This window comes from Parasphingopyxis lamellibrachiae (assembly GCF_003385775.1).
Classification (GTDB): Bacteria; Pseudomonadota; Alphaproteobacteria; order Sphingomonadales; family Sphingomonadaceae; genus Parasphingopyxis; species Parasphingopyxis lamellibrachiae.
Window position 1 is genome coordinate 2,084,002 of the sequence record NZ_QRDP01000004.1, and the last position, 23,128, is coordinate 2,107,129.

At 62.4% G+C, this 23,128-nt stretch carries 25 protein-coding genes and 1 tRNA gene; 16 read left to right on the forward strand and 10 right to left on the reverse strand.

Translation table 11 applies throughout. From position 1 onward, the window contains the following. The first annotated feature begins 29 nt into the window (after nucleotides 1–29). A complete protein-coding gene (locus DFR46_RS10390) occupies nucleotides 30–959 on the forward strand; it encodes a hypothetical protein (RefSeq protein ID WP_116236381.1) in 930 nt (309 codons plus the stop codon). A gap of 5 nt (nucleotides 960–964) precedes the next feature. Here the strand turns inward: DFR46_RS10390 and DFR46_RS10395 are convergent, their stop codons facing one another. The 3 genes from DFR46_RS10395 to DFR46_RS10405 form a co-directional block, all read right to left on the reverse strand. After that, a complete protein-coding gene (locus DFR46_RS10395; RefSeq protein WP_116236382.1) occupies nucleotides 965–1,534 on the reverse strand; it encodes a hypothetical protein in 570 nt (189 codons plus the stop codon). Between the two features lie 101 nt (nucleotides 1,535–1,635). Beyond that, on the reverse strand, nucleotides 1,636–2,514 hold the full coding sequence (locus DFR46_RS10400) for an HpcH/HpaI aldolase/citrate lyase family protein (protein WP_116236383.1): 879 nt from the start codon (nucleotides 2,512–2,514) through the stop codon (nucleotides 1,636–1,638). Nucleotides 2,515–2,524: 10 nt separating this feature from the next. Beyond that, nucleotides 2,525–2,869 (reverse strand): hypothetical protein, encoded by a 345-nt coding sequence (locus tag DFR46_RS10405; RefSeq protein ID WP_116236384.1) that lies wholly within the window; start codon nucleotides 2,867–2,869, stop codon nucleotides 2,525–2,527. Between the two features lie 168 nt (nucleotides 2,870–3,037). Between DFR46_RS10405 and DFR46_RS10410 the strand changes: the two genes are divergently transcribed. Both DFR46_RS10410 and yghU read left to right on the forward strand, forming a co-directional pair. Next, the gene (locus DFR46_RS10410) at nucleotides 3,038–3,646 is read left to right on the forward strand and encodes a DUF6445 family protein (protein WP_116237283.1); all 609 of its coding nucleotides are present in this window, start codon (nucleotides 3,038–3,040) and stop codon (nucleotides 3,644–3,646) included. 156 nt (nucleotides 3,647–3,802) lie between these two features. After that, a complete protein-coding gene (gene yghU / locus DFR46_RS10415; RefSeq protein ID WP_116236385.1) occupies nucleotides 3,803–4,723 on the forward strand; it encodes a glutathione-dependent disulfide-bond oxidoreductase in 921 nt (306 codons plus the stop codon). A 37-nt stretch (nucleotides 4,724–4,760) separates the two neighbouring features. Here the strand turns inward: yghU and DFR46_RS10420 are convergent. Continuing rightward, a tRNA-Gly gene (locus tag DFR46_RS10420) sits at nucleotides 4,761–4,835 on the reverse strand. Nucleotides 4,836–4,930: 95 nt separating this feature from the next. Then, nucleotides 4,931–5,401 (reverse strand): GlcG/HbpS family heme-binding protein, encoded by a 471-nt coding sequence (locus DFR46_RS10425; RefSeq protein ID WP_116236386.1) that lies wholly within the window; start codon nucleotides 5,399–5,401, stop codon nucleotides 4,931–4,933. A gap of 193 nt (nucleotides 5,402–5,594) precedes the next feature. Between DFR46_RS10425 and DFR46_RS10430 the strand changes: the two genes are divergently transcribed. Genes DFR46_RS10430 through DFR46_RS10440 form a run of 3 tightly spaced genes read left to right on the forward strand, consistent with a single transcriptional unit; the run spans nucleotide 5,595 to nucleotide 7,367 of the window. Further along, nucleotides 5,595–6,512: a tetratricopeptide repeat protein gene (locus DFR46_RS10430; RefSeq protein WP_425453161.1), complete on the forward strand. Its 918-nt coding sequence runs from the start codon at nucleotides 5,595–5,597 to the stop codon at nucleotides 6,510–6,512. Continuing rightward, nucleotides 6,512–7,162: an LON peptidase substrate-binding domain-containing protein gene (locus DFR46_RS10435; protein ID WP_116236387.1), complete on the forward strand. Its 651-nt coding sequence runs from the start codon at nucleotides 6,512–6,514 to the stop codon at nucleotides 7,160–7,162. The genes DFR46_RS10430 and DFR46_RS10435 overlap by 1 nt, the downstream gene beginning before the upstream one ends. Nucleotides 7,163–7,172: 10 nt before the next feature. Further along, nucleotides 7,173–7,367 carry a Trm112 family protein gene (locus DFR46_RS10440; RefSeq protein ID WP_245953809.1) on the forward strand — a complete coding sequence of 65 codons (195 nt, stop codon included), beginning with the start codon at nucleotides 7,173–7,175 and terminating at the stop codon, nucleotides 7,365–7,367. A gap of 6 nt (nucleotides 7,368–7,373) precedes the next feature. Here the strand turns inward: DFR46_RS10440 and DFR46_RS10445 are convergent, their stop codons facing one another. Beyond that, entirely contained in the window at nucleotides 7,374–8,264 is an 891-nt protein-coding gene (locus DFR46_RS10445) for a LysR family transcriptional regulator (RefSeq protein ID WP_116236389.1), read from the reverse strand. Nucleotides 8,265–8,385: 121 nt separating this feature from the next. On the opposite strand from DFR46_RS10445, the gene DFR46_RS10450 reads away from it, so the two are divergent. Then, nucleotides 8,386–8,694 carry a UrcA family protein gene (locus DFR46_RS10450; protein ID WP_116236390.1) on the forward strand — a complete coding sequence of 103 codons (309 nt, stop codon included), beginning with the start codon at nucleotides 8,386–8,388 and terminating at the stop codon, nucleotides 8,692–8,694. A gap of 134 nt (nucleotides 8,695–8,828) precedes the next feature. Here the strand turns inward: DFR46_RS10450 and DFR46_RS10455 are convergent, their stop codons facing one another. Then, entirely contained in the window at nucleotides 8,829–9,473 is a 645-nt protein-coding gene (locus DFR46_RS10455; RefSeq protein ID WP_116236391.1) for a DUF2971 domain-containing protein, read from the reverse strand. After that, complete coding sequence (locus DFR46_RS10460) at nucleotides 9,470–10,687, reverse strand: UbiH/UbiF/VisC/COQ6 family ubiquinone biosynthesis hydroxylase (RefSeq protein WP_116236392.1); 1,218 nt, start codon at nucleotides 10,685–10,687, stop codon at nucleotides 9,470–9,472. The genes DFR46_RS10455 and DFR46_RS10460 overlap by 4 nt, the downstream gene beginning before the upstream one ends. Nucleotides 10,688–10,913: 226 nt before the next feature. On the opposite strand from DFR46_RS10460, the gene DFR46_RS10465 reads away from it, so the two are divergent. From DFR46_RS10465 to ribA, 4 genes are all read left to right on the forward strand, one after another. Next, on the forward strand, nucleotides 10,914–13,235 hold the full coding sequence (locus DFR46_RS10465) for an FtsK/SpoIIIE family DNA translocase (protein WP_425453128.1): 2,322 nt from the start codon (nucleotides 10,914–10,916) through the stop codon (nucleotides 13,233–13,235). A 116-nt stretch (nucleotides 13,236–13,351) separates the two neighbouring features. Beyond that, a complete protein-coding gene (locus DFR46_RS10470) occupies nucleotides 13,352–13,987 on the forward strand; it encodes a LolA family protein (RefSeq protein ID WP_116236393.1) in 636 nt (211 codons plus the stop codon). A gap of 323 nt (nucleotides 13,988–14,310) precedes the next feature. Then, a complete protein-coding gene (locus tag DFR46_RS10475) occupies nucleotides 14,311–15,105 on the forward strand; it encodes an exodeoxyribonuclease III (RefSeq protein ID WP_116236394.1) in 795 nt (264 codons plus the stop codon). Next, nucleotides 15,098–16,177, forward strand: coding sequence for a GTP cyclohydrolase II (ribA, locus tag DFR46_RS10480; RefSeq protein WP_245953810.1), 1,080 nt, complete (start codon nucleotides 15,098–15,100; stop codon nucleotides 16,175–16,177). Before DFR46_RS10475 ends, ribA begins: the two co-directional genes overlap by 8 nt. Here the strand turns inward: ribA and DFR46_RS10485 are convergent. Beyond that, a complete protein-coding gene (locus tag DFR46_RS10485; RefSeq protein WP_116236395.1) occupies nucleotides 16,174–16,869 on the reverse strand; it encodes a YggS family pyridoxal phosphate-dependent enzyme in 696 nt (231 codons plus the stop codon). The genes ribA and DFR46_RS10485 overlap by 4 nt on opposite strands. A gap of 70 nt (nucleotides 16,870–16,939) precedes the next feature. On the opposite strand from DFR46_RS10485, the gene DFR46_RS10490 reads away from it, so the two are divergent. After that, nucleotides 16,940–17,467 carry a thiamine phosphate synthase gene (locus DFR46_RS10490; protein WP_116237287.1) on the forward strand — a complete coding sequence of 176 codons (528 nt, stop codon included), beginning with the start codon at nucleotides 16,940–16,942 and terminating at the stop codon, nucleotides 17,465–17,467. On the opposite strand, the gene DFR46_RS10495 is transcribed toward DFR46_RS10490, so the two are convergent. Beyond that, the gene (locus DFR46_RS10495) at nucleotides 17,464–18,183 is read right to left on the reverse strand and encodes a porin (RefSeq protein WP_245953812.1); all 720 of its coding nucleotides are present in this window, start codon (nucleotides 18,181–18,183) and stop codon (nucleotides 17,464–17,466) included. The genes DFR46_RS10490 and DFR46_RS10495 overlap by 4 nt on opposite strands. Before the next feature lie 208 nt (nucleotides 18,184–18,391). Between DFR46_RS10495 and DFR46_RS10500 the strand changes: the two genes are divergently transcribed. The 4 genes from DFR46_RS10500 (at nucleotide 18,392) to holA (ending at nucleotide 23,119) form a co-directional block, all read left to right on the forward strand. Next, nucleotides 18,392–18,823, forward strand: coding sequence for a DUF3576 domain-containing protein (locus DFR46_RS10500; RefSeq protein WP_116237289.1), 432 nt, complete (start codon nucleotides 18,392–18,394; stop codon nucleotides 18,821–18,823). A 118-nt stretch (nucleotides 18,824–18,941) separates the two neighbouring features. Next, on the forward strand, nucleotides 18,942–21,461 hold the full coding sequence (leuS, locus tag DFR46_RS10505; protein ID WP_116237290.1) for a leucine--tRNA ligase: 2,520 nt from the start codon (nucleotides 18,942–18,944) through the stop codon (nucleotides 21,459–21,461). A 140-nt stretch (nucleotides 21,462–21,601) separates the two neighbouring features. Further along, nucleotides 21,602–22,093: an LPS assembly lipoprotein LptE gene (gene lptE, locus DFR46_RS10510; protein WP_245953814.1), complete on the forward strand. Its 492-nt coding sequence runs from the start codon at nucleotides 21,602–21,604 to the stop codon at nucleotides 22,091–22,093. Beyond that, nucleotides 22,094–23,119 (forward strand): DNA polymerase III subunit delta, encoded by a 1,026-nt coding sequence (holA, locus tag DFR46_RS10515; protein WP_116236397.1) that lies wholly within the window; start codon nucleotides 22,094–22,096, stop codon nucleotides 23,117–23,119. The last annotated feature ends 9 nt before the right edge of the window (nucleotides 23,120–23,128 follow it).

The following is a 23,128-nucleotide window of genomic DNA, read 5'->3' on the forward strand; positions in this document are numbered from 1 at the left end:
GGGCCGTTTCGGATCCTGGACCCACAACTATGCCGCGCGATTATGAGCCGATCGAAACAACAGAAACACCGCAGCGTTCGCTGATCCGGGTGTTGATTATCGCCGGTGTGGCCTTTTTCGGCGGCGTGATCGGCATGGGGTGGTTCCTCGTGAATTATGGCGGATCCATGGGCATTCTCGCCGTCGAGGAAAATGCCCCGCCCTCCGAAGAAAGCAGCGCAGCCATTACTGCGCTTGAGCGCCAGCTCGACGAAGCCGAGCCCGGGCTGCCCGGCGCGCCGGTGGGAGAGACGCCCGATACCGCGGAAATCGAGGCGGATCGCGCAACCCTGGCCAGGCGGGTCGCCCAGCTTGAGGATCGCATCGACCGCATCGGCACGCGGGCTGGCGCTGCTGCCGGCAATGCCGACCGGGCTGAAGGCCTGTTGGTCGCCTTCGCGGCAAGGCGGGCGCTCGATCGCGGGGTTGCGCTCGGCTATATCGAGGGCCTTCTCCGCGAACGGTTTGGCCGGTCTGCGCCCGAAGCCGTGGCACGTGTCATTGCCGCCTCGCAACAGCCGGTAACGCTGGATGGCTTGCAATCGCGGCTGACCGAGCTTGAGCCCGCGCTGATTGGTAGAGGCGAAGGCGAAAGCTGGTGGGATGCGACGCGGCGGGAGTTTTCCGAACTTTTCGTGTTGCGGCAGGAGGGCACCCCTTCGCCCGCCCCGCGCCAACGGCTGCAGCGCGCGCGCGACAAGCTTGCGGTCGGCCAGGTCGATACGGCGCTGGCGGAAGTGCTGCGCCTGCCGGGCCGCGAAGAGGCCGATCAGTGGATATCCGATGCCCGCCGGTACATTGCCGCGCGCAATGCGCTCGACCGGATCGAGACGATTGCGCTTATGGAGCCGCGTATCGCCGAACGGCAAAGGCAGCGCGAAGAAGCCCGCGAAAACGCGGATACCGATACGGCGCAATAGCCGCCCTATTCCGCGCCGACATTTTCGCGCGGCGTATAGAGTCCGTCAAAAGCGACCGACCAGTTCTCCCCGCTATCGGTTGAGATTTCCCAGAATTGCCGGACGGCGCCGCCGTCTTCCGGCGTCCAGGTCACGCGGTTGATCGTGCCGGTCGCCCGGCTGATGGGCAATTCCGCGTCGGAGAGTATCATCGCGCCCTCGCCGTCGAGATTGCCTTCGAGATAGACCGGCGCACCATCGTTCGCCATCCAGGTCTGGTGCCAGCGGCCGGATACCCTGTCGTAGAAACTGAGGCTCATCCCGGCATAGGCGCCAGCGTCATATTGCTCCAATATCACGCAGCCGCCATGGCGGGAGCCTATCCGGCTTGTGGCTGTGAACTGGCTCGCCCCGCTCGCGGTGACATTCCACTCGCCGAGCCAGAAATCGAAGGCCCGGTGCGCATTGCCCGCACAAGGGGTCGGTGCGGCGCCGGGGTTTTCCTGCTGGGATGCCGCGTACAGGCCGCCGCCTGCCGCCAGCCAGCCGATCGCCAATGCCTTCGCGATTGTCGCCCCAAGAATTGTGTCACCCATAGTCGCGCTCCATGCCCGGACAGGATGGCAAGCTTGATCCTTTTTGGGGGTGCGCGAAAATCGCTATTCGACAAAGCGATATATGGCTTCGACCGGTCCGGTCAGCCGCGCTCCGCGCGATCCAGAACGCGCTGGGCCTGTAGCAGATGCGGGCGATCCAGCATTTTTCCGTCAAGGCCGATCGTTCCGAGATCCGGATTGGCGGCAAACAGCGCCACCACTTCGCGCGCATGCGCGATCTCGGCCTCGCTCGGCGTAAAGGCCGCGTTGATTACCGGCACCTGCGCCGGATGGATGGCCAGCTTGCCGGTGAACCCTTCGCGCCGGCCCTTTTCGCAATCGGCAGCCAAACCCGCCTCGTCGCGAAAATCGCCAAACAGGCTGTCGACCGGCTGCACCTGCGCCGCAACTGCACCCGCAAGGCAAAGCGACCGGGCGAGCTTGTAGGTAAAGCTGAGCTCGCCATCGCTGTCGAACTTGCTCGACGCGCCGAGCGCCGCAGACAGGTCTTCCGCCCCCCAGGTCAGCGCCGCAAGCCTGTCGCTGGATCCCGCATAGCTGCCAAGGCCGAACAGGCTGGCCCCGGTTTCGGTTGCCACGGCACTGATCCTGATCGTTCCGACCGGCACGTTGTGCGCAGCCTCCTCCGCCTCCAGCATGGCCGCCAATTTCGCTATATCGCCGCCGCTCTCGGTTTTTGGAACCATGACGCCATAGGGCCGGGCGCCGACAATGGCCGCCAGATCGGCTCCGGCAAGATCGCTGTCGAGCGGGTTGATGCGCACCCAGAGCTGCGCCCCGGCCTCGCCGCCATGCTCCAGCGCCGCAGCCGCGGTTTCGCGGGCGGCGGGCTTGTTCGCCTCTGCCACTGAATCTTCCAGATCGAAGATCAGCGCATCGGCCTCACCGCCGAGCGCCTTGGCGATTTTCTTTTCACTGTCAGCCGGTACGAATAGCCAGCTTCGCGGAGTGGTGGTCATAGAGGCGGGCTTATCCTGCGGCAGTGTCGGGAAGGTCGATAATGCATTCCTGAACCCCGCGCGAGATAAACTGGCCAGCCTCGAATGCCTGATCTTCGTCCAGATCGGCGCGCAGCTCCAGAGCGGTTTCCTCATCCCCGGCGATTTTGGCAATCACAAAGGCATGGGTTTCCGGTGTCAGCTGCTGAGCCTGTTCGTCGAGACAGGCGCAAAGCTCGGGCGTCAGTTCGCCCTGCGCATTGCAGGCAGCGGCGAAATCGCCCGGCGCGGGCGCTCCGCCACCACAGGCTGCAAGGGCAGTCGATGCGCATAGCAGCGCGGCAATACGGCTATGGGAATTGAATATGGCAGACATGGCACTCTCCCTTTGAGTCGCCCCGACCATGCCCCAACAGTCCGGGCTGCGCAAATGCGTATCACCCCTGATTGCGCACCCCCAATCCTTCGCCGACCCGCTTGACAGTCCAGCAATGATGAAACACCCCGAACAGGCCATTTTTCGACCGCAATGCAGGTGCCTTTCATGTTGCCTTCGCTCATCGTTATCGACGATTTTCTCAGCGATCCGCACGGCGCGCGGCGCCAGGCCCTGGCTCTCGACTATGATCCCGCGTTCAAAAAGGGCAATTATCCCGGATTGCTCTCGACCGATACGTTGCCGATCCGCGGGCTGGAGGAAAGCGTCGGCCGGATTATCGGCGCGCCGGTCAAGGCCGATCCCCAGACCAGCCACGGCCATTGCCGGCTGACGCTCAAGGCCGACAAGGGCAGGAGCGGGGTCCATATCGATCCCTGCTTCTATTCCGGCATCCTCTATCTGAGCCTTGACGCGCATTGCCGCGGCGGCACCGATTTTTTCCGCCATCGCCGGACAGGGCTGGACAGCGTTCCAAGCGACGCCGCAGCGCTGGCGGCGACCGGCTATACCGATCCCAATGTGCTGATCGAAGATGTGGTCAACAAGGACACGACACAGGCCGGCAAATGGGAGCGGACGACGCGGGTGCCGATGCGTTTCAACCGGCTGATCCTGTTCAAGCCCTGGCAATTCCACAATGCCGGGCCGGGCTTTGGCCACGACAGGGAAACCGGGCGCCTGGTCTATCTGATGTTCTTTGCCGCCGCGCACTAGCATCGGGCGAAAGGAGCGGCCGACGGGTCCCGATACGCAGCTTGGGGCATAAAGCCCCTGCTGGTCCGCCCAAAGTTTTCATAGCTAGACTCGTGGGGGAGGATAGGCGAGGCTGGCTGCCATAACGCCTCTTCGCCTATCACAGGACATCCGGACATGACCGAAACGACCGAAACCGACGCACCTGCAAACCAGCCTGCAGACTATGAGCCTGCGAAAATCTGGACTTGGGACAAAGCCAGTGGCGGCCGGTTTGCCGCTATCAACCGGCCCATCGCCGGGCCGACACAAGACAAGGAATTGCCGGTCGGCAAGCATCCGATCCAGCTTTATTCGCTGGCGACGCCCAATGGCGTGAAGGCGACCGTGATGCTCGAAGAGCTGCTCGCGCTTGGCCATGAAGGCGCGGAATATGACGCCTGGCTGATCAATATCGGCGAGGGCGACCAGTTCGGCAGCGGCTATGTCGACATCAATCCCAATTCCAAGATCCCGGTCATGGTCGACCGGTCCGTCCCCGAACCGCAGCGCGTGTTCGAATCTGCTTCGATCCTCGTCTATCTCGCCGAAAAGTTCGGCGGTGCCTTCCTGCCGGGCGATCTCAAAGCCCGCACCGAAACCTTCAACTGGCTGTTCTGGCAGATGGGCAGCGCCCCCTATCTCGGCGGCGGTTTCGGGCATTTCTACGCTTATGCGCCGATGAAGATCGAATATGCGATCGACCGCTTTGCGATGGAGGTTAAGCGGCAGCTGGACGTGCTCGACCGGCATCTGGCCGATCATGAATATATGGCCGGCAGCGACTATACGATCGCCGATATGGCGATCTGGCCCTGGTATGGCGGGATGGCCAAGGGCGTGCTCTATGAGGCCGCCGAGTTCCTGCAGGTACACGAATATACCCATCTCAATCGATGGGCCGACATGATCGCCGAGCGCCCCGCCGTTCAGCGCGGCCGCATGGTCAACCGCGTCTGGGGCGAGCCTGAAACCCAGCTGCCCGAACGCCACGACGCCAGCGATTTCGAAACGAAAACCGCCGACAAGCTGGCCGAACAGCCGGACAAGGTGCTCTAGCAAGGCACCGTCCGGTTCGGGATTTCCGGAAGAAAAATGGAGCGGGCGAGGCGATTCGAACGCCCGACCCCAACCTTGGCAAGGTTGTGCTCTACCCCTGAGCTACGCCCGCTCGGCGCTCTTCGACATAATGACAAAGCGTTGCCATCCGGTGAAGAGGCGGCGCAGCTAGCATGGGATTACACGGGGGGCAAGGGGGAAAGGCGGCTATCCGGTCGGACGCTCCGAAGTTAGCCCCGCCGCCGCCAGAGCAGCCATACCGCAGGCGATGTCTTCGGCAACCGGCGCACCGGAGACTCCGATGCCGCCCAGAGGGTTTGCCTCGGCATCGAAAATCGGCAGGCCACCGCCAATCGTGGCGATATGGGGAAGGTTGGGCATATCCCAGTCCGCAGACCGCTGGGTCGGCGAGCGGTACCGGGCAGCTGACTGGCCCTTCCATTGCGAAAGATCCTGCGCGGCGAGCGATGCGCCATCCATCCGGGAATAGGCGACCAGGATACCGGCATTGTCATAGATCGCGATCGCTACCCCCAGATCATGCTCCGCCGCATAATCCAGGCAGGCCTGCTGCATCGTCCGCGCCGATTCCAGGCTGATCTGCGGCCGGGATTCCTGTGCACCGGCCGGCGTCAACGCCAAACCGGCCGCCGCGACACCCATCAGAAAATGTTTCATTGCTCTTCTCCCTGTTCGCCTTCTGGCTATCCGATAGCCGGCGATCCTCCAGCCCTGTCTCGATAGGCGGCCAAATCCGTTCGATCAGCGGCCATCACAGGAATGCAAATTAGCGGCAGCTTTCCTTCAGGGCCTTGGGTTATCGGCACCGCTGCCCCATATATGCTGCAAACGTTCAAACAGGAGTCGAACTATCGTGGCCACGCAATTGGGACTGACCGAAGACCAGAAGGCGGAGGTCGAGAAATTCCGCGCGGATGTTGTCGAGCCATCGATGAGCCAGCTCGTCATTCTCGATTTCTGGGCAGAATGGTGCGGGCCCTGCAAACAGCTCACGCCGCTGCTCGAAAAAGTCGCGGCCGACTATGCCGACAAGGGTGTGGTCCTGAAGAAAGTGAATGTCGATGAAGACAAGTTCATCGCCTCGCAGTTCCAGATCAAATCGATCCCGACCGTCTATGCGATGTTCCAGGGCAAGCCCGTCGCCGATCTCGGCGAGGCGCGGACCGAGGGTGCGCTCAAGCAGATGCTCGACCAGATACTGGCCCAGTTGCCGGTCCAGGGCGAAAGCCAGCAGCAACAGGCCGAGATCGAACCGCTGATCGAAATGGGCGAACAGGTTCTTTCCGAAGGCGATGGCGAACGCGCGCTTTCCGTCTTCGGCCAGATCATGGAAATGGCCCCGACCGAACCAAAAGTGCTTTCCGGTTTTGTCCGCGCGCTCGTCATGATCGGGAAGATCGACGAGGCAAAGGAGATGCTGGCGCAAATTCCCGAAGATGTCGCCAAAGACCCGGCCATCGCCCGGGCACAATCGGCGATCGACCTGATCGGCGACGCACCGGCGGGCGAGGATACCGCGCCGCTGGCCGCAAAGGTCGAGGCCAATCCGGGCGATCACGAGGCGCGGCTGGAACTGGCGACGGCCCTGATGGCGAATGATGCGCGCGATGAGGCCGCCGAACATCTGTTCCACATTATCGAAGCCGACAAGGACTGGAATGAAGGCGCGGCACGGCAGAAGCTGCTCCAGCTGTTCGAGGTTGTCGGCCTGGAAGACGAATGGGTGTCCGAGCAGCGCCGCCGCCTGTCCGCAATCCTGTTCGGATAATGGCCGAAACGCCGATCCGCCTTTCGATTTTCCCGCTGGCCGGAGCAATCCTGCTGCCGCGCGCGCAATTGCCCCTGCACATCTTTGAGCCGCGCTATCAGGCGCTGGTGAAGGACGCGATGGCCCGGGACCGGCGGATCGGCATGATCCAGCCGCGAAGCGAAGGTGGCGAAGATGGCGGCAGGAATCCACCGCTGTTCGACGTGGGCTGCATCGGGAAGGTCTCCGAAGTCGAGGCGATGGAGGACGGGCGCTTCAACCTGATCCTCGAGGGGCTGACGCGATTCCGCATCGTCCGGGAGCTGGATGCGACGACATCCTTTCGCCAGGTCGAGGCGGTAACGCAGGAATTTGGCGATGAGGCCGTTGCCGAGCCATTGTCCATCGCCATGCGCGGCGGGCTCGTCGACGAGTCGAAGAAGTTCGCCGATCTGCTGGGCTATGCGGTCGACTGGGATGCGGTCGATACCCTGGATGACGAAACCCTCGTCAATATGGTGAGCCAGGTCGCGCCCTTCGATACGGTGGCCAAACAGGCGCTCGTCGAAGCGCCGACAATCGATGATCGTTCCGAACTGCTGATCCAGTTCATGCAGTTCTTCCGCATGCACCAGCAGCAGGGCGGCGACGATCATGCGACGCTGCAATAGGGGCAGTGCGTTGAACAAAAGCACCGCAGGCGCGCTGGATCCGGCCTTGCTCGACATCCTTGTCTGCCCGGTTACGCGGGCCGCGCTGCGCTATGACGCCGCAAAGAACGAGCTGGTATCGGAAGCCGCGGGCCTCGCCTATCCGGTGCGGGACGGCGTACCGGTGATGCTCCCCGAAGAGGCTCGATCGCTGATACGGAATTAATGCGGGCTAGCTGTCCGCCAAGGCGATCTTCCGCAGCTCGAGCGCCAGAAAATCGAGAACGGCGCGTATGCGGGGAACATGGCGGAGTCTTTCATGGGTGAGGAGCCACAGGCTTCCATCGTCGTCCTGGCGGGGCGGCAGACACCGGATGAGATCGGCATCATGATCTGCAAAAAAACTCGGCAATACCGCCAGGCCGACCCCTGCCCTCACCGCTGACAGCAACCCCGTACCCGTCCCGTGATGCACCGCCACCGCATTTTCGAGCCGGTTTTCCAGCAACCATTGTCGGTAGGGCCGCCAGAAATTCTCGCCGCCGCCGCCGACAAATGCATGGTCCGCCATGGCCTCGATTGTCTGTGGCAGGCCATGAGCATCGGCATAGCCACGGCTGCAATAGACGGTCCAATGGTCTTCGGCGATCCGGCGCCCCACCAGTCCGCCGCCTTTCGGTCCGCTGCTGCTGCGGATCGCGATATCCGCCTCGCCGGCGGCAAGATTGCGGGGCTCTTGCGAAGTATCGATTTCAATCCGGATGGCAGGAAATGCCTGATGCAGCTTGTTCAAGATCGGCGCGAGAATAGTCTCGGCGAATATGTCGATCGTCGTCAGCTTGACCGTCCCGCTGACATCGCGTGCCTGAGCGGCGGCGGCTTCGGCGAATTCGTCCGCAGCCCGGTTAACGGCGTGGGCCTTGTCGAGCAGCGCCTCGCCGACCGGCGTCAGCGCATATCCTGCCTGGCTGCGCTCGAACAGCGACAGGCCAAGCTCGCGCTCCAGCGCAGCAATCCGCCGCGCCGCCGTGGTCTGGCTGACGCGGAGCTTTTTGCCCGCGCCCAGCGTGCTGCCCGTCTCTGCGACGGCCAGAAAATATCGAAGATCATTCCAGTCGATCATGGCCCATTCTGCACTTTTGCAGAACGATAGCGCAATATCGTTGTTCGTTGCAAATTGAAACTTATGTTAGTTGGGCTTCGTACCGACACTTTCCCCTCCCCTTTTTGAAAAGGAACGTACGATGAAAACGCTAACCACCCTCCTGATCCCTGCCACACTGCTTCTCGGTGCGGCCTTCTCCCAGCCTGTCGCTGCCCAGACGGCCCCGGCAAACGCGCCATCGGTGACGGTTGTCCATGCCGATCTCGATCTCAATAACGCAGCGGATCGCGAACGCCTGCAACACCGCCTGCGTATAGCGGCGCGAGAGGTCTGCGGAACGGGTTTCGACTTCGATCTGCGGAGCCAGAATGCGGCCCGCGAATGCCAGGTTCTGACGCTGCAAAGCATCGACCTGCCCATGCCGAATGTCCTGGCGTCCGCCGAATAGCGGCATTCCCGCTCTCTCACAGGGGCCTCTCCAGCCCTGCCTTGCCGCCGCCTCCGAAACGGGGCGGCGGCTTTTTGCTCCGCTCTCCCCAAGATCCGACCTACCCGACAACGTGCGCTCATGCCGACCAATCTTCAGATCAAACCACGTTTATCTCGGACGATTGCAAATGATTTGTGCGCCAACCTCGCTTTGATCAATCTGATTTTTCCGGGAGGAATTTTCGCCTTCTCCAAATCAGATAAAATATCTGCTCGCCTTAACTCGTTAAGCGGTCCGATTATAATTTCTCGCAAACGGATGTCTTCATTTAGTTCAGAATAGTACTGATCGTCTGTAGAATCTGGAGTCTCAAGGCGACTGCAAAGTCGGAGTTCGTCTTCGTAACTCCATTCATGAAACTTCGTGAAGAGAAGATAGTCTAACAGCTTCTCATCGAGCGCTTCATTTCGAAAATCTTTGCGCGTTTTCTGATATTTAATCGACTTCAGATAGTCGCTTCGAACCTCCAACCCAAGACAAATACCGCGATGGCGATCCGCGTAGTGACTCCACAACAACGGGCTTTGCCAATTTCGACTGAAACACAGAATCCCATACCGTCGGTTCATCTCATCTTTCCATGATAGGAAAGCTTGCCGAGTCCGCTTGTCGCGCACCCTCAACCCCATGAGTTCAAATGGGTCGTTGAGATCAGCAATTCGAGCTATTTTGAGACGTTTATTGATGACGGCCTGTCTGGCCCACCTTTCCTTCGTAAAATGATAGACGAGCGTCAAACCGTAACGCCCTGCAACAGCAGCGGCAGTTTTCCGCTGCTGCCCCGCGCCTCGTCGACGAAGCGGCGCTTGAGGGGTGGGATACGGTCAACGGCGGTCATGCCGAAGCGGCGGATTCTGGAAGCGGTTTTACCCGGAATACCGAAGAGCCGAGTCAACCCGTCCGTCGCCATGGCGACCATCAGCGTGTCGAGGCTGCGCCAGGTTTCATAGCGTTTGAGCAGCTCCGCATCGCCGGCGTCCATTCCGAGACGCACGCCTTCGACCAGCACCTGGGCGAGGCATGCCACATCTCGAAAGCCCAGATTGAGCCCCTGCCCCGCAATCGGATGAATGCCGTGTGCGCTGTCCCCGACCAGGGCCAGCCGCTCGCCGGTAATCTTTGCCGCGTGGTGGAAGCCGAGAGGATAGGAACCGCGTGGGCCAGCCAGCGCCAGATTTCCGAGAAACCCGCCCATCCGCTTTTCCGCTTCGGCGAGAAAGGCGCGTTCGGACAGGCCCATCATTGCCGGGCCGTCCTTTTCATGCACCGTCCACACCAGCGCCGAACGATGGCCACCTGCATCATCCAGCATCGGCAGCAGGGCGAACGGCCCGGCCGGATAGAATATCTCATAGGCAATGCCGCCATGCGAACGTTCATGGTTGATCGTCGCGACAATCGCATGATGACGGTAACTCCATCGGGCGACGCGGATCCCGGCAGTTTCGCGCGTCGGCGAACCCCGGCCTTCCGCACCGATCAGCAGCGAGCCCTTGAGGATCGTGCCATCGTCAAGCGTGACCGTAACCCCTTCCTGCTCGCGCACCACGTCGGCTGCGCTTTTCGCCATATGTAGCGCGATATGCTCCGCTTTTTGCGATGCCCCGAACAGTGAGGCTCGCAGCAAACGGTTTTCGAACATGATACCGAGCGGGCCTTCACCCTCACCGGATTCGAAATCGAGGCGGCCCGGTGCAAGACCGTCGCTGGCACGGATCGATCCGATCGGACAGCCCTTGCCCTCAAGCGCCTCGCCAAGCCCGATGGCATTCAGCATGTTCCAGCTTGCGCTCGCCACCGCCGAAACCCGGCCGTCATAGCTGCTGTCGAGCAGGGCCTTTGTCGGCATCCGATCGACCACGGCGCTGGACAAGCCATGCAGGTCAAGGGCCAGAGCCAGCGTCTGACCAACCAGCCCGCCGCCGAGAATGATGACATCTGTCTGATTCATGAGAAGTTGCCCAATGCTCCGATGATATAGCCAGAAAGACCCTTGCCGGTTTTTGGATCAGACTCAACCTGTCGGTACGGCAATGTTGTGTTAGCAACATTCTGACAAACAAACGCCGTTTATCGTCAAGGGGACTCTCTTTAACGCAGCCAGGGCAAGCCGCACGGCCGCTTGTGCTTGACGGCGAGTCCGGCCGGAGGGCATTAGGGTTAATCGAGAGAACATAATGCGCACAAACTATGGGAGGCGCGAGATGGCACAGGGTGGATTGGCGGCGCAGATGCCGGCTTGGCGCGAAGCAATGCGGCGCGCGGCCTCGCGGTCGACCGCCCTGCTCGCCGCGCTTGGCCTGCTGATCCTGACCGTGCTTATCGGCCTTGCCCTGGTCAGCTATCGGCCCAGCGATCCGGCGCTCAATACCGCGGCATCGGGACCGGCGCAAAACTGGCTGGGCGGCATTGGCGCCTATGTGTCGGAAGCACTGCTTATCCTGTTCGGTCCGCTGGCCGGGCTGTTGCTGCCGCTCCTTGCGCTTGTCGCCTTGCGGCTGTGGCGCGATGCGCCCCTTGGCCGGTGGCTCCGTTCAACCCTGGTAATCGCTGTCGCCATCCTCCTGATCGGATCGGCGCTGACCCTGCTCGCCGGGCCAAGCATCCGGGGACTTCCGCTCGGCTGGGGCGGTGTGCTGGGCTATAGCGGCGGCGCTGCTTTTTCAGGATTGCTCGGCCTGTTGGGCAATCCCGATATCGGCCGCTATCTGGGCTGGGCGCTCGCGGCATTGCTGGGCGGCGCGGGACTTTTTCTCTGGTATCGCGGACTGGCCCTGGATGAAAGCGAACGGGCCTTCCTGTTCCGCCGCGGAGACCGCCCGGCGCCGGTCAAGATCACCGATGCCCGGGAAACCGCGAAAAAGACGCCGCAGCCGCGCAAAAAGGTTGCCCCCCCGGAAGCCGAGACCCGCGCACCGGTCATCAACGACGCCAATCCCGCCCGGCCGCCCAAGGGGAGCAAACCCCGGCAACGGTCGCTCAATCTCAAATATGACCTGCCGACGATCGAATTGCTCAATCCTGCGGCCGAGGAACGGGGCATGGCGCTCGACAAGGCGGCGCTGGAACGCAATGCCCGGCTGCTCGAATCAGTGCTCGATGATTTCCATGTCAAAGGCTCGATCGTCGAAGTCAGGCCCGGTCCAGTCGTCACCATGTACGAGCTGGAGCCGGCCAGCGGGATCAAGGCCAGCCGCGTGATCCAGCTGGCCGACGATATCGCCCGCAACATGTCCGCGATTTCGGCACGCGTTGCCGTTATTCCGGGACGCAGCGTGATTGGCATCGAACTGCCCAATGCGCATCGCGAGATGGTCGTACTTTCCGAGATGGTGGCGAGCGCGGCGTTCGAGGATAATTCGGCGAAACTGCCGATCATCCTCGGCAAGAATATCGCGGGCGACCCGGTGATCGCCGATCTTGCGCCAATGCCGCACCTGCTCGTTGCCGGCACCACCGGCTCGGGCAAGTCGGTCGGCCTGAACTGCATGATCCTGTCGCTGCTCTACCGGCTGACGCCGGAAGACTGTAAGCTGATCATGATCGATCCGAAGATGCTCGAGCTCAGCATTTACGACGATATCCCCCACCTGCTTTCACCGGTGGTGACCGAACCGGCCAAGGCCATCCGCGCGCTCAAATGGGCGGTCGAGCAGATGGAAGAGCGCTATCGGATGCTGGCGTCCCTCTCCGTGCGGTCGTTGCAGGGTTTCAACGACAAGGTGCGCGCGGCAAAGGCCAAGGGAAAACCGCTCGGCCGGCGCGTCCAGACCGGCTATGATGCGGATAGCGGCCAGCCGATCTATGAGGAAGAAGAGCTCGAATATGAGCCGCTGCCCCAGATCGTGATCGTCGTCGACGAGCTTGCCGACCTGATGATGACGGCCGGCAAGGAGGTCGAGTTCCTGATCCAGAGGCTGGCGCAAAAGGCCCGCGCCGCCGGCATCCACCTGATCATGGCGACCCAGCGCCCTTCGGTCGACGTCATCACCGGGGTCATCAAGGCCAACCTGCCGACGCGAATCAGCTTCTCGGTCACCTCGAAAATCGATTCTCGCACCATTCTGGGCGAACAGGGCGCCGAACAGCTGCTCGGCAAGGGCGACATGCTCTATATGCCCGGCGGCAAGCAGATCGCCCGCGTCCATTGCCCCTTCGTGTCGGACGAGGAAGTCCGCCGCGTCGCCGATCACTGGCGCGAACAGGGCCAGCCCGACTATATCCAGGCGGTAACCGAAGAGCCGGAGGATGGCGGCTATACGTTCGATGGCCAGCCGACCGGCGAGGATTCGGCCGAAGACCAGCTGTATCGCAAGGCCTGCCAGATTGTCGCGGAGAGCCAGAAAGCCTCGACCAGCTATATCCAGCGCCAACTTCGGGTCGGCTATAACAATGCCGCGCGTCTGATCGAACGGATGGAAACGGAAGGCAAGGTGAGCCCCGCCAACCATGTCGGCCGGCGCGAGGTGCTGATCGATCTGGAGGGCAATCCGGTTTAAGCCGCAACCCTGCCGCCTGGGCGTGGGCGGCCTGAATGATTGCAGATCCCCGGGTTCAGTTTGCATTCAACGGGTGAGCGGCACTACGCGCGCTCGACCATCAAATGGATAACCATATGCACCGCTTTACCGCTCTTGCCCTTCTCACCGCACCGATTGCCCTAGCGACCGGCGCCGTGATTGCCCCGATACCCGCCGCCGCGCAGCAGGATGTGCTCGGCCAGGTCCAGCGCCATTTGCGAAGCGTCAACACCATGCAGGCCGATTTCATCGAAACCAACCGCGCCGGCCAGTCCGTGCGCGGCGAGATGTTTCTCAAGCGCCCCGGGCGCATACGCTTCTCCTATGAAGACAGCGTCAACATGGTCGTGGTCTCGGACGGGCGGGCGCTGACTTTCGTCGATTACGATGTCCGCCAGGTCCAACGCTGGCCGATTGGGGATTCGCCGCTTGCGGTATTGCTCAATCCGGACCGCGATCTTTCAACCTTTGCAACGGTCCTCGATACCGGCCGCAACAGCGAGGTGCGCATCCGCGCGCGCGATCCCGAACATCCCGAATATGGAACGATCACCATCACCTTCCTGCGCAGCCCCTCCTCGCCCGGCGGGCTGATGCTGCAGGGCTGGACCGTTCTCGATTCGCAAAACAATCTGACCACGATCAACCTGGCCAATCAGCGTTTCGGCATGGCCATTCCCAACAGCACGTTCCGCTACCGCGATCCGCGACCTCGCAATCGCAGGCGTTAGTTTCACGATATTCACCGATCGTCCTGTCCCCGGCTCACTCCAGTGACCGACGGCCCGAATTCGTCGACCAACGACCAGCCGCTATTCATCTGCGCGTCAGGAACGAGTGGCTATAGAGAGGATGTGGAGGCGCATAGAGCCATGAGGGATTCCCCTGTTATTCCCATGCGCCGCACCTCCCGCCTAGCGTGACGAACGACTAGGTCTGACCCCCGCTCCAAATGCCCCCGGAGCGGGGGTCTTCGTTTCCGCCACGGGGGACCGGAAGGGATATGCCGCTTGGTGGTGGCATTGCCCCGGCTAGCCCGCTAGAGGCTCTTTGCATGGCCTCGACCCTCAAAATCGCGACATGGAACATCAATTCGGTGCGTTTCCGCATCGGCATCGTCGAACGCTTCCTGAACGAAGAGGCGCCCGACATATTGTGCCTGCAGGAAACAAAGACCGTCGACAAGACCTTTCCCGTCGATGCACTGAAGTCGCTCGGCTATGAATATCAGGCGCTGCACGGGCAGAAGATGCATCACGGCGTGGCGATCGTCAGCAAGGTGCCGTTCCATGAAGACGACCGGCTCGACTGGCAGGCCAATGGCGAGGCCCGCCATGTCGGCGTGCGGCTGGACAGCGGCTTCTACGTGGAAAACGTCTATGTGCCGGCGGGCGGAGATATCCCCGATCGCGAGCAAAATCCCAAATTCGGCCAGAAACTCGATTTTCTCGACCGGATGACGGAATGGTCCGAGACGCTCGACCGGCCGACGCTGCTTGTCGGCGACTTCAATGTAGCACCGCTCGAATCCGATGTCTGGAGCCATAAACAGCTGCTCAAAGTGGTCAGCCATACGCCGATCGAGGTCGAACATCTCGACCGGTTGCAAAAAGCGCATGACTGGGTCGATCTGGGCCGGCGGTTCATCCCGCCGCCCGAGCGCTATTACAGCTGGTGGAGCTATCGGGCCAAGGACTGGGCCGCATCGGACAGGGGGCGCAGGCTCGATCATATGTGGGCAAGCCCGGAGCTGGCCGAAAAAGCGGTCGCGCACAGCATTCACGAACCGAGCCGAAGCTGGTTCAAGCCGTCAGACCATGTTCCGCTGGTGACCGAGTTCCGTGTCTGACGCGGCAGCAAAGCCGGGCGATAGCCACAAGGTCGCGCGCGCGATCGACGCGCTCCGGCGCGGCTGGCCCGTCGCCTGCGGCGATGCGCACGCCATGGTTCGGATCCTCGCCGTGGAGACCGCGGACGAACAGAGCCTTGCCGAATTTGATGGCGCGAAACCTGCCGACATCCTGATCGGCGCAGGCCGGGCGGAAACCCTCAAACTGGCCAATCAACGCGAGGCCGCGACGCCGGGCGCGCCGGTGCGCATACAGCGCGAGGCCTGGCACGATCTGGCCGCGGCCATTGCCATTGCCGACCCGGCTTTTGATCTGAACACGCCGCTAAAAGGCCCGTTTCACGCGCTCGCTCTGCCCCAAGGCGAGGCGCTGGCAGCGGCGCTCAAACTGGCCCGGCTGGCGAATCTGCTGCCGGCCGTGTTCGTGACGGAAGCAGCCGGCGGGGACGCCGTCACCCCGGCCGATATCGCCGCCTATGACGATCCCAACGATCTTGCCATAGCCGCCCGCGCGCGGCTTCCCGTAGCAGCGGCCGAAACCGCCGAAATCATCGCCTTCCGCCACAAGGCCGATGCCGCCGAGCATGTGGCCCTGCTGATCGGCACACCCAATGGAAAAGCACCGCTTGTGCGCCTGCACAGCGAATGCCTGACCGGCGATGTGCTGGCCTCCCTCAAATGCGATTGCGGGCCCCAGCTCTCCGGAGCGATGGCGGCAATGGCCGAGCAGGGCTGGGGTATATTGCTCTATCTGCGGCAGGAGGGGCGCGGCATCGGTCTCGTCAATAAATTGCGCGCCTATGCGTTGCAGGATCAGGGCTTTGATACGGTCGATGCGAACACGCGACTAGGCTTTGCGGTCGACGAGCGCGATTTCGGTATCGCGGCGAAGATGCTCAAACTGCTGGGGCAGGACGAAATCCGCCTGCTGACCAACAATCCGGAAAAGGTTGCCGGGCTGGAAGCCGCCGGCATCGCCGTTCGCGAGCGGGTGGAGCACCGGCATGGCGAGAATGCCCATAACGAGCGGTATCTGGCAACCAAGCGCGACCGTACCGGCCACCAGCTCTAGCTTAGCGGCGCCGGTTCCCGGGGTCCGAAGAGCGCAGTGCCGACCCGGACATGCGTCGCGCCGCACTTGATTGCGGTTTCATAGTCGGACGACATGCCCATGCTCAGCCGGGGAAGCCCGTGATCGCCGGCAAGTTTGGCAAGCAGCGCGAAATAGGGGGCGGGTTCCAGGCCGTTGGGCGGAATGCACATCAGCCCGGCAATTTCGAGGCCCGCCGCATCCGCGCGTTCAAGCAGTACGGGAAGATCGGCAATCGCGCATCCCCCCTTCTGCTCCTCCTCGCCAATATTTACCTGGATGAACAAGACCGGTCGCCGATCGGTCTTGGCTAAGGCCTTGGCGAGCGCCTTGATAAGCGACGGCCGGTCGACAGCGTGGATCGCATCGAAGAGCGCCACCGCTTCCTCCGCCTTGTTCGACTGTAGCTGGCCGACAAGATGCAGTTCGATGTCCGGATTGTCGGCCTGGAGCGCGGGCCATTTCCTCTGCGCTTCCTGCACCCGGTTTTCGCCAAAAATCCGTTGCCCGGCGTCGATCAGGGGCTGGATCGCCCCTGCATCACGAGTTTTCGAGATCGCTATCAGCTCACAATCGGCCGGGTCACGACCAGCCAGCTTGCCCGCCCGTGCCATAGCTTCGCGCACCATGGCCAGCCTTTCGCCCGGGCCCTGAAGGATATCGCCTGTTGTCATGGCGCTTGCTATAGGAAGCCGCGTGCGACGCCGCCACCCTCTCATTCCCGCGCTTCCCAGGCTGTGGCTGATGACCGACGAGCGGCAAGGCGAGCAACTATGGGCGGCGCTCGGGGCTCTGCCCCGCGGCAGCGGAGTGATCGTTCGCCATTATAGCCTGGACTGCCCGGCCCGGCGCACCCTGATCGCCCGGATTCGCAAAATTGCCCGGGCCCGGCGTCTTGCCCTTGTCGTCGCGGGTTCTGCACAGGGGGCCAATGCGGCGCGAGCCGACGGATTCCATACGCGGTCGCCGCATATCGGGCCGCGCGCGCTGCTGCGCACGGCAGCGGTGCACAGCCTGACCGAGTTACGCGCTGCCGAGCGCATCGGCGCCGATCTCATTTTCCTCTCGCCCGCCTTCGCCACCGAATCGCATCCCGGTACGCGGCCCTTAAGCCATATGAGGTTCAGCAGGCTGGTTCGGGAAACCCCTATCCCGGTCATTGCTCTGGGCGGCATGAATGCCCGGCGGGCCCGGGCATTGAGGCGGTTCGGAATATATGGCTGGGCCGGTATTGGCGCGCTTACGCCAAAGCCGTGCCAAGAAGACCGCTAAAAGCGGAAGGCGGTTCCAACATAAACGGCCTGGCTGTCACGGCGCTCGTCATCAGGCTGTTCGAGCCGATGTTGCCGCTGATAGCGGACGCCGCCGGTAATATCGATGTTCCGCGCGATGGTGTATGACCCGCCAACATCGACCGCGACGCGCTCTTCGTTGTCGATCAGGCTCGGTGCCGATTGCGGTGTCGGCCGGTCGGCGGAAACCTGAACCCGCGTACTCCACCGCCGGCCCGAATAGCTGAGGCCGACATCTGCCGATTCGCGGGCGCGGCCCGGAATCAGGGCGCTATCGATGCGGGCGACATCGCCGGAAATGGCGAACCGCCGCCAGCCGACCGATACGCCGAGATTATAGGCGGAGGGCGTAATCGCCGTTACGCCGGTCGTCGAACTGGTCGCCATCGCGATTTCGGCGTTGCGCTGGGCCTGGGCTGTCGTTGTCGCCCGGGCGCGCACGGCAACCGTAACAGGGCGATCGCCCTGGCGGGAGGCCGATGGCGTAAACCGCATACCGCGACTGGAAATGCCGGCGCGGCGCAGCGCCCGCGCCATGCTGGGATCGCCGGAGGCAGGCGTGAAAGTGCCCATCGTGCCGGGAGCGTTCAGTGCGAGCGAGCGCGCCTGCGATTCGGCAGCATCGGGCATCGCCGTCAATGCGGCGACAACCAGCGCGGAACCCGCCAAAGCTGCCAATGTGAAGCGCCCGTACATCGAACTATTATTCTCCTTGCCGCATTGCCCTAGCATGAAGATTGCGAGTCGCACCACAAAGAACAAGGGCAAATGGCTGAATCCGCTCCAGTGTTGCGCAACTTCCACAACCCTGTTTGCGGGGGCCGGAAAATGGCCGCTTGCGGGGGTCGCGCAAGCGTCTATAACCGGCCATCCTTTTACATTTATTTCCTCGCAGGTGAGTATCATGTCCCGTTTGCGTCACGCCGCAATTGCCGTCCTTTTACCGCTGGTTCTGACCGCCTGCGGCGGCGGAGACCGCCCGGCCCAGAATCTGGCCCCGGCCCAGATTTCGACAATCGGCGTCAACAGCTATCTCTGGCGCGCGGCGCTGGAAACGCTCTCCTTCATGCCGCTTACCCAGGCCGATTCGGCAGGCGGGGTTATCGTGACCGACTGGTACGCCAATCCGGCGGCGCCGACCGAGCGCATGAAGCTGACCGTTACGATTCTCGACCAGGATCTGCGCGCCGATGCGCTTGCCGTCGCCGCGTCGCGCCAGCTCTACAACGGATCGCAATGGCTCGAGGCGCCGGTTCAGGCCGCCACCGTGCAGCGGCTCGAGGAGATTATCCTCACCCGTGCACGCGAACTGCGCCGCAACACCGTAATCGGTTAGCTTATCTAATAGTGGTTACCGCACCGGCCCGCTCCCCCACCCGGCCTCCCATAGGATACACTGACTGGGAGGCCGGGTGGGGGAGCGGGCTGGTGCCGCCTCAAACGGAAGTTTGCTCATAATGTCACGCTTCAATCCGCAAGCGGTAGACAGGCGCTGGCAAAAAGCCTGGGAAACCGCCGGGACTTTTGCCGCCGATACCGCGTCCGACAAGCCGAAAAGCTACGTGCTCGAGATGTTCCCCTATCCTTCGGGGCGCATCCATATGGGCCATGTGCGCAACTATACGATGGGCGATGTGCTGGCCCGCTACAAGCGGATGACAGGGCATGAAGTGCTCCACCCCATGGGCTGGGACGCTTTCGGCATGCCAGCCGAGAATGCGGCGATGGAGAAGAAGGTGCATCCGGGCGACTGGACGCGCGCCAATATCGCGGCGATGCGCGACCAGCTGAAAAGCCTGGGCTTCGCGCTCGACTGGAGCCGCGAGCTGGCGACCTGCGAACCCGATTATTACGGCCAGGAACAGGCCCTGTTCCTCGATCTCTATGCGGCGGGCCTCGTCTATCGCAAGGAATCGGCGGTCAACTGGGATCCGGTCGATATGACCGTGCTCGCCAACGAACAGGTTATCGACGGCAAGGGCTGGCGCTCGGGCGCAACCGTCGAGCGGCGCAAGCTGAGCCAGTGGTTTCTCAAGATCACTGATTTCGCGGATGACCTGCTCGCCGGGCTGGGCGAACTCGATCAGTGGCCCGACAAGGTCAGGCTGATGCAGGAGAACTGGATCGGCAAGAGCCGGGGCCTGCGGTTCCGCTTTACGCTGGACCAGCGCATCAACGGCCAGAGCAATTTGCAGGTCTTTACCACCCGTCCCGACACGATTTTCGGCGCAAGCTTCGTCGCCGTCGCGGCCGACCATCCGCTGGCGCAGAAAGTGGCGGAGAAAAACGCCGATGCGCAGGCCTTCATCGCGCAATGCCAGGCGGGCGGCACCTCGGCGGCCGATATCGAAAGCGCTGAAAAACTGGGCTTCGACACTGGAATTACCGCAGCCCATCCGTTCCAGCCCGAATGGGAACTGCCCGTCTATATCGCCAATTTCGTGCTCATGGACTATGGCACGGGCGCGGTTTTCGGCGTTCCGGCGCACGACCAGCGCGATCTGGATTTTGCCCGCAAATACGGCCTTCCCGTCCGCCGCGTCGTTGCCGATGGCGATGAAACCGCATCGGATTTCGAAGGCGATGAAGCCTGGTCCGGCGAAGGCGCACTGGTCAATTCACGGTTCCTGGACGGCATGGATATCGAGGACGCCAAGGCAGCTGTCATATCCCGTGCCGAGGAAGAAGGCTGGGGCGAGGGCACGACCGAATGGCGGCTCAGGGACTGGGGCGTATCGCGCCAGCGCTATTGGGGCACACCGATCCCGATCATCCATTGCGAGGATTGCGGCCCGGTTGGCGTTCCCAAGGACCAGTTGCCGGTTGTCCTTCCCGAGGATGTCGATTTCGACACACCCGGCAATCCGCTGGATCGCCACCCGAGCTGGAAAAATGTCGATTGCCCGCAATGCGGCACTGCCGCCCGGCGCGAGACGGACACGCTCGACACTTTCGTAAACAGCAGTTGGTATTTCATCCGCTTCGCGAGCCAGCCGGACGACAAGCCGTTCGACAAGGCAGAGGCGGAAAGCTGGCTGCCGGTGGGTCAGTATATCGGCGGCGTCGAGCATGCGATCCTGCATCTCCTCTATGCCCGCTTCTGGACGCGCGCGCTCAACCGGATCGGAATGCTCGATGTAAAGGAACCTTTTGCCGGGCTCTTTACGCAGGGCATGGTGACGCACGAAACCTATCAGATGGGCGATGGCAGCTGGCTTTCCCCCGACGAGGTTACCCGCGAGGGCGACGACTGGGTGCATATCGAGCATGGCGAGCCGGTGAAGGCCGGACGCGTCGAGAAAATGTCCAAGTCCAAGAAAAACGTCGTCGATCCCGATCCCATCGTCGATCAATATGGTGCGGACGCCGTGCGCTGGTTCATGCTCTCGGACAGCCCGCCCGAACGCGACCTGCCGTGGAGCGAGGCCGGAATCGAAGGGTCGTGGCGCTTTACCCAGCGGCTCTGGCGGCTGATTGACGGGAATGAGGCCGGCGAAGGCGAAGATAAGGATCTCGACCGCAAGCTGCACCAGACAATTGAAGGGATCGGCGAAGATATCGAGACCCTGTCCTTCAACAAGGCCGTTGCCAAGCTTTACGAGCTTACCAACGCGATCGAGAAAGCCGCAGCGAGCGAAAGCCGTACTGTAGCCGTCCGGACGATTGTACGGCTCGTAGCACCGATGGTCCCGCATCTCGCCGAACAAGCATGGGAAGCGTTAGGCGAAAGCGGCATGGTCGCCGATGCGCCATGGCCCAATGTCGATCCATCTCTGCTCGTCGAGGACGAGGTAACAATCGCGATCCAGATCAACGGCAAATTGCGGGACACGCTATCGGCGGCAAAAGGCACGTCCAAAGCCGATCTTGAGGCTCTGGCGCTCGGATCGGACAAGATTGCGCGCCAGCTGGACGGCAATGAGCCGAAAAAGATTATCGTCGTGCCCGATCGTCTGGTAAATATCGTCGCGTGAGCCGTTTTTGCCTTTCATCCCTTTGGGCCGCGATCCTCGAGTCCCTGCCTTTCCTTTTCCAACCGGGAAGAGGAAGAACCACCCTTCGACAGGTGCAGGAAAAACGGGCATTCGCCGTAACCGCTCTCCTCCTATGCGCATTGCCTCTCACAGCCTGCGGCCTGCGCCCGCTCTATGGCGGCGCATCCTCACCGGCGCGCCAGACACTCGGCGCGGTCGAGGTTGGCGGTATTCCGGGCCGTTCCGGCTATCTGATGCGCGGCGCCCTTGAGCAGAGGCTCGGTGCTGCGGGCCGGGAAGCCCCGCGCTACCGGCTCGAAGTCACGCTCGACGACCGGATCGAGGGTTTCGGCGTTCGGGCGGACAATGCCGTAACGCGCGAACGGCGAACGCTGCGCGCGCGTTTCCAGCTGCTGACGGCCGATCTGGGCACCGTGCTGCTGGATGCAACAGCAGGCGCGGATGCCGGCATCGACGTTGTCTCGTCCGAATATGCAACCATCGCCGCCGAGGATTCGGCGCTTGAGCGGCTCACAGAGCAGGTTGCCGACCAGATAGTCGCGCGGATCGCCCTTTATGCGACCAGGCGCGCCGATCAGCGCGCCGCCGAACCCGTCTCGGAACTCCCCTAGGTGAAGGCCAATCGCGGCCAGATCGCGCGCGCGCTTTCGGCGCCCGGCGAGGATGTCCGCTTTTACCTGCTCTACGGCCCGGACCGGTCGGGTTCTGAAGCGCTGGCTGCAATGCTCGGCAAAGCGATGGGGGAAGAGGCGGAGCGGATCGACCTTACCGGGTCCGAGCTCAAATCCGACCCCGCCAAACTGGCCGACGAGGCAGCGGCGATCTCGCTTTTCGGGGGCGCCCGCTTCATCCGGATCGACCCTGCCGGCGATGAAATTTTTGCAGGCGTGGAAGCGCTGCTGGAAGCGGAAAAAGCCGGCAATCCGGTGGTAGCGATCGCCGGTGCCCTGCGCGGCACGAACAAGCTTGTGAAGCTGGCCTTTGCCAGCGACGCGGCGATGGCCTGTGCCAGCTATGCCCCCGAAGGCCGCGATGCCGACCTGATGGTGATCGAAATGGCCCAGGAAACCGGCCTGCAGATCGCGCCGGACATTGCCCAGCGTTTGGCGCGCAGCAGCCACGGGGACCGTTCGATACTGGCCAGCGAGCTGGCAAAATTCGCGCTGTATCTGGATGCCGCGCCCGATCGCCCGCGCCAGCTGGATCATGACGCGATGGATGCACTTTCAGCAAGCAGCGACGAGGGCGATCTTTCGCGCCTCGCCAATGTCGTGCTTTCGGGCGATCTGGTCGCGCTCGATCGCGAACTTACCCAGTTTGCGAGCGAGGGAATGGTCGGCATACCGCTAATCCGCGCCATCCTGCGCCGCCTGCTGCTTTTGGCGAAATTGCGGGCCGAGGTTGAACAGGGAAACAGCACACAGACGGTAATCGCCAAGGCCGGCCGGGCTATATTCTGGAAGGAAAAAGCGGTTATCGCCGATCAGGTGGAACGCTGGCGCAGCGATGCCCTGGCGATCGCGATCAACCGGGCGAGCGACACCGAGCGCCTGCTCAAAAGCGCGGGCGGGCCGGGTTTAATCGCGGCCGACGAAGAGCTTTTCGCCATCGCCCGCAAGGCCCGGACATTGCGCTAGCCATTATGA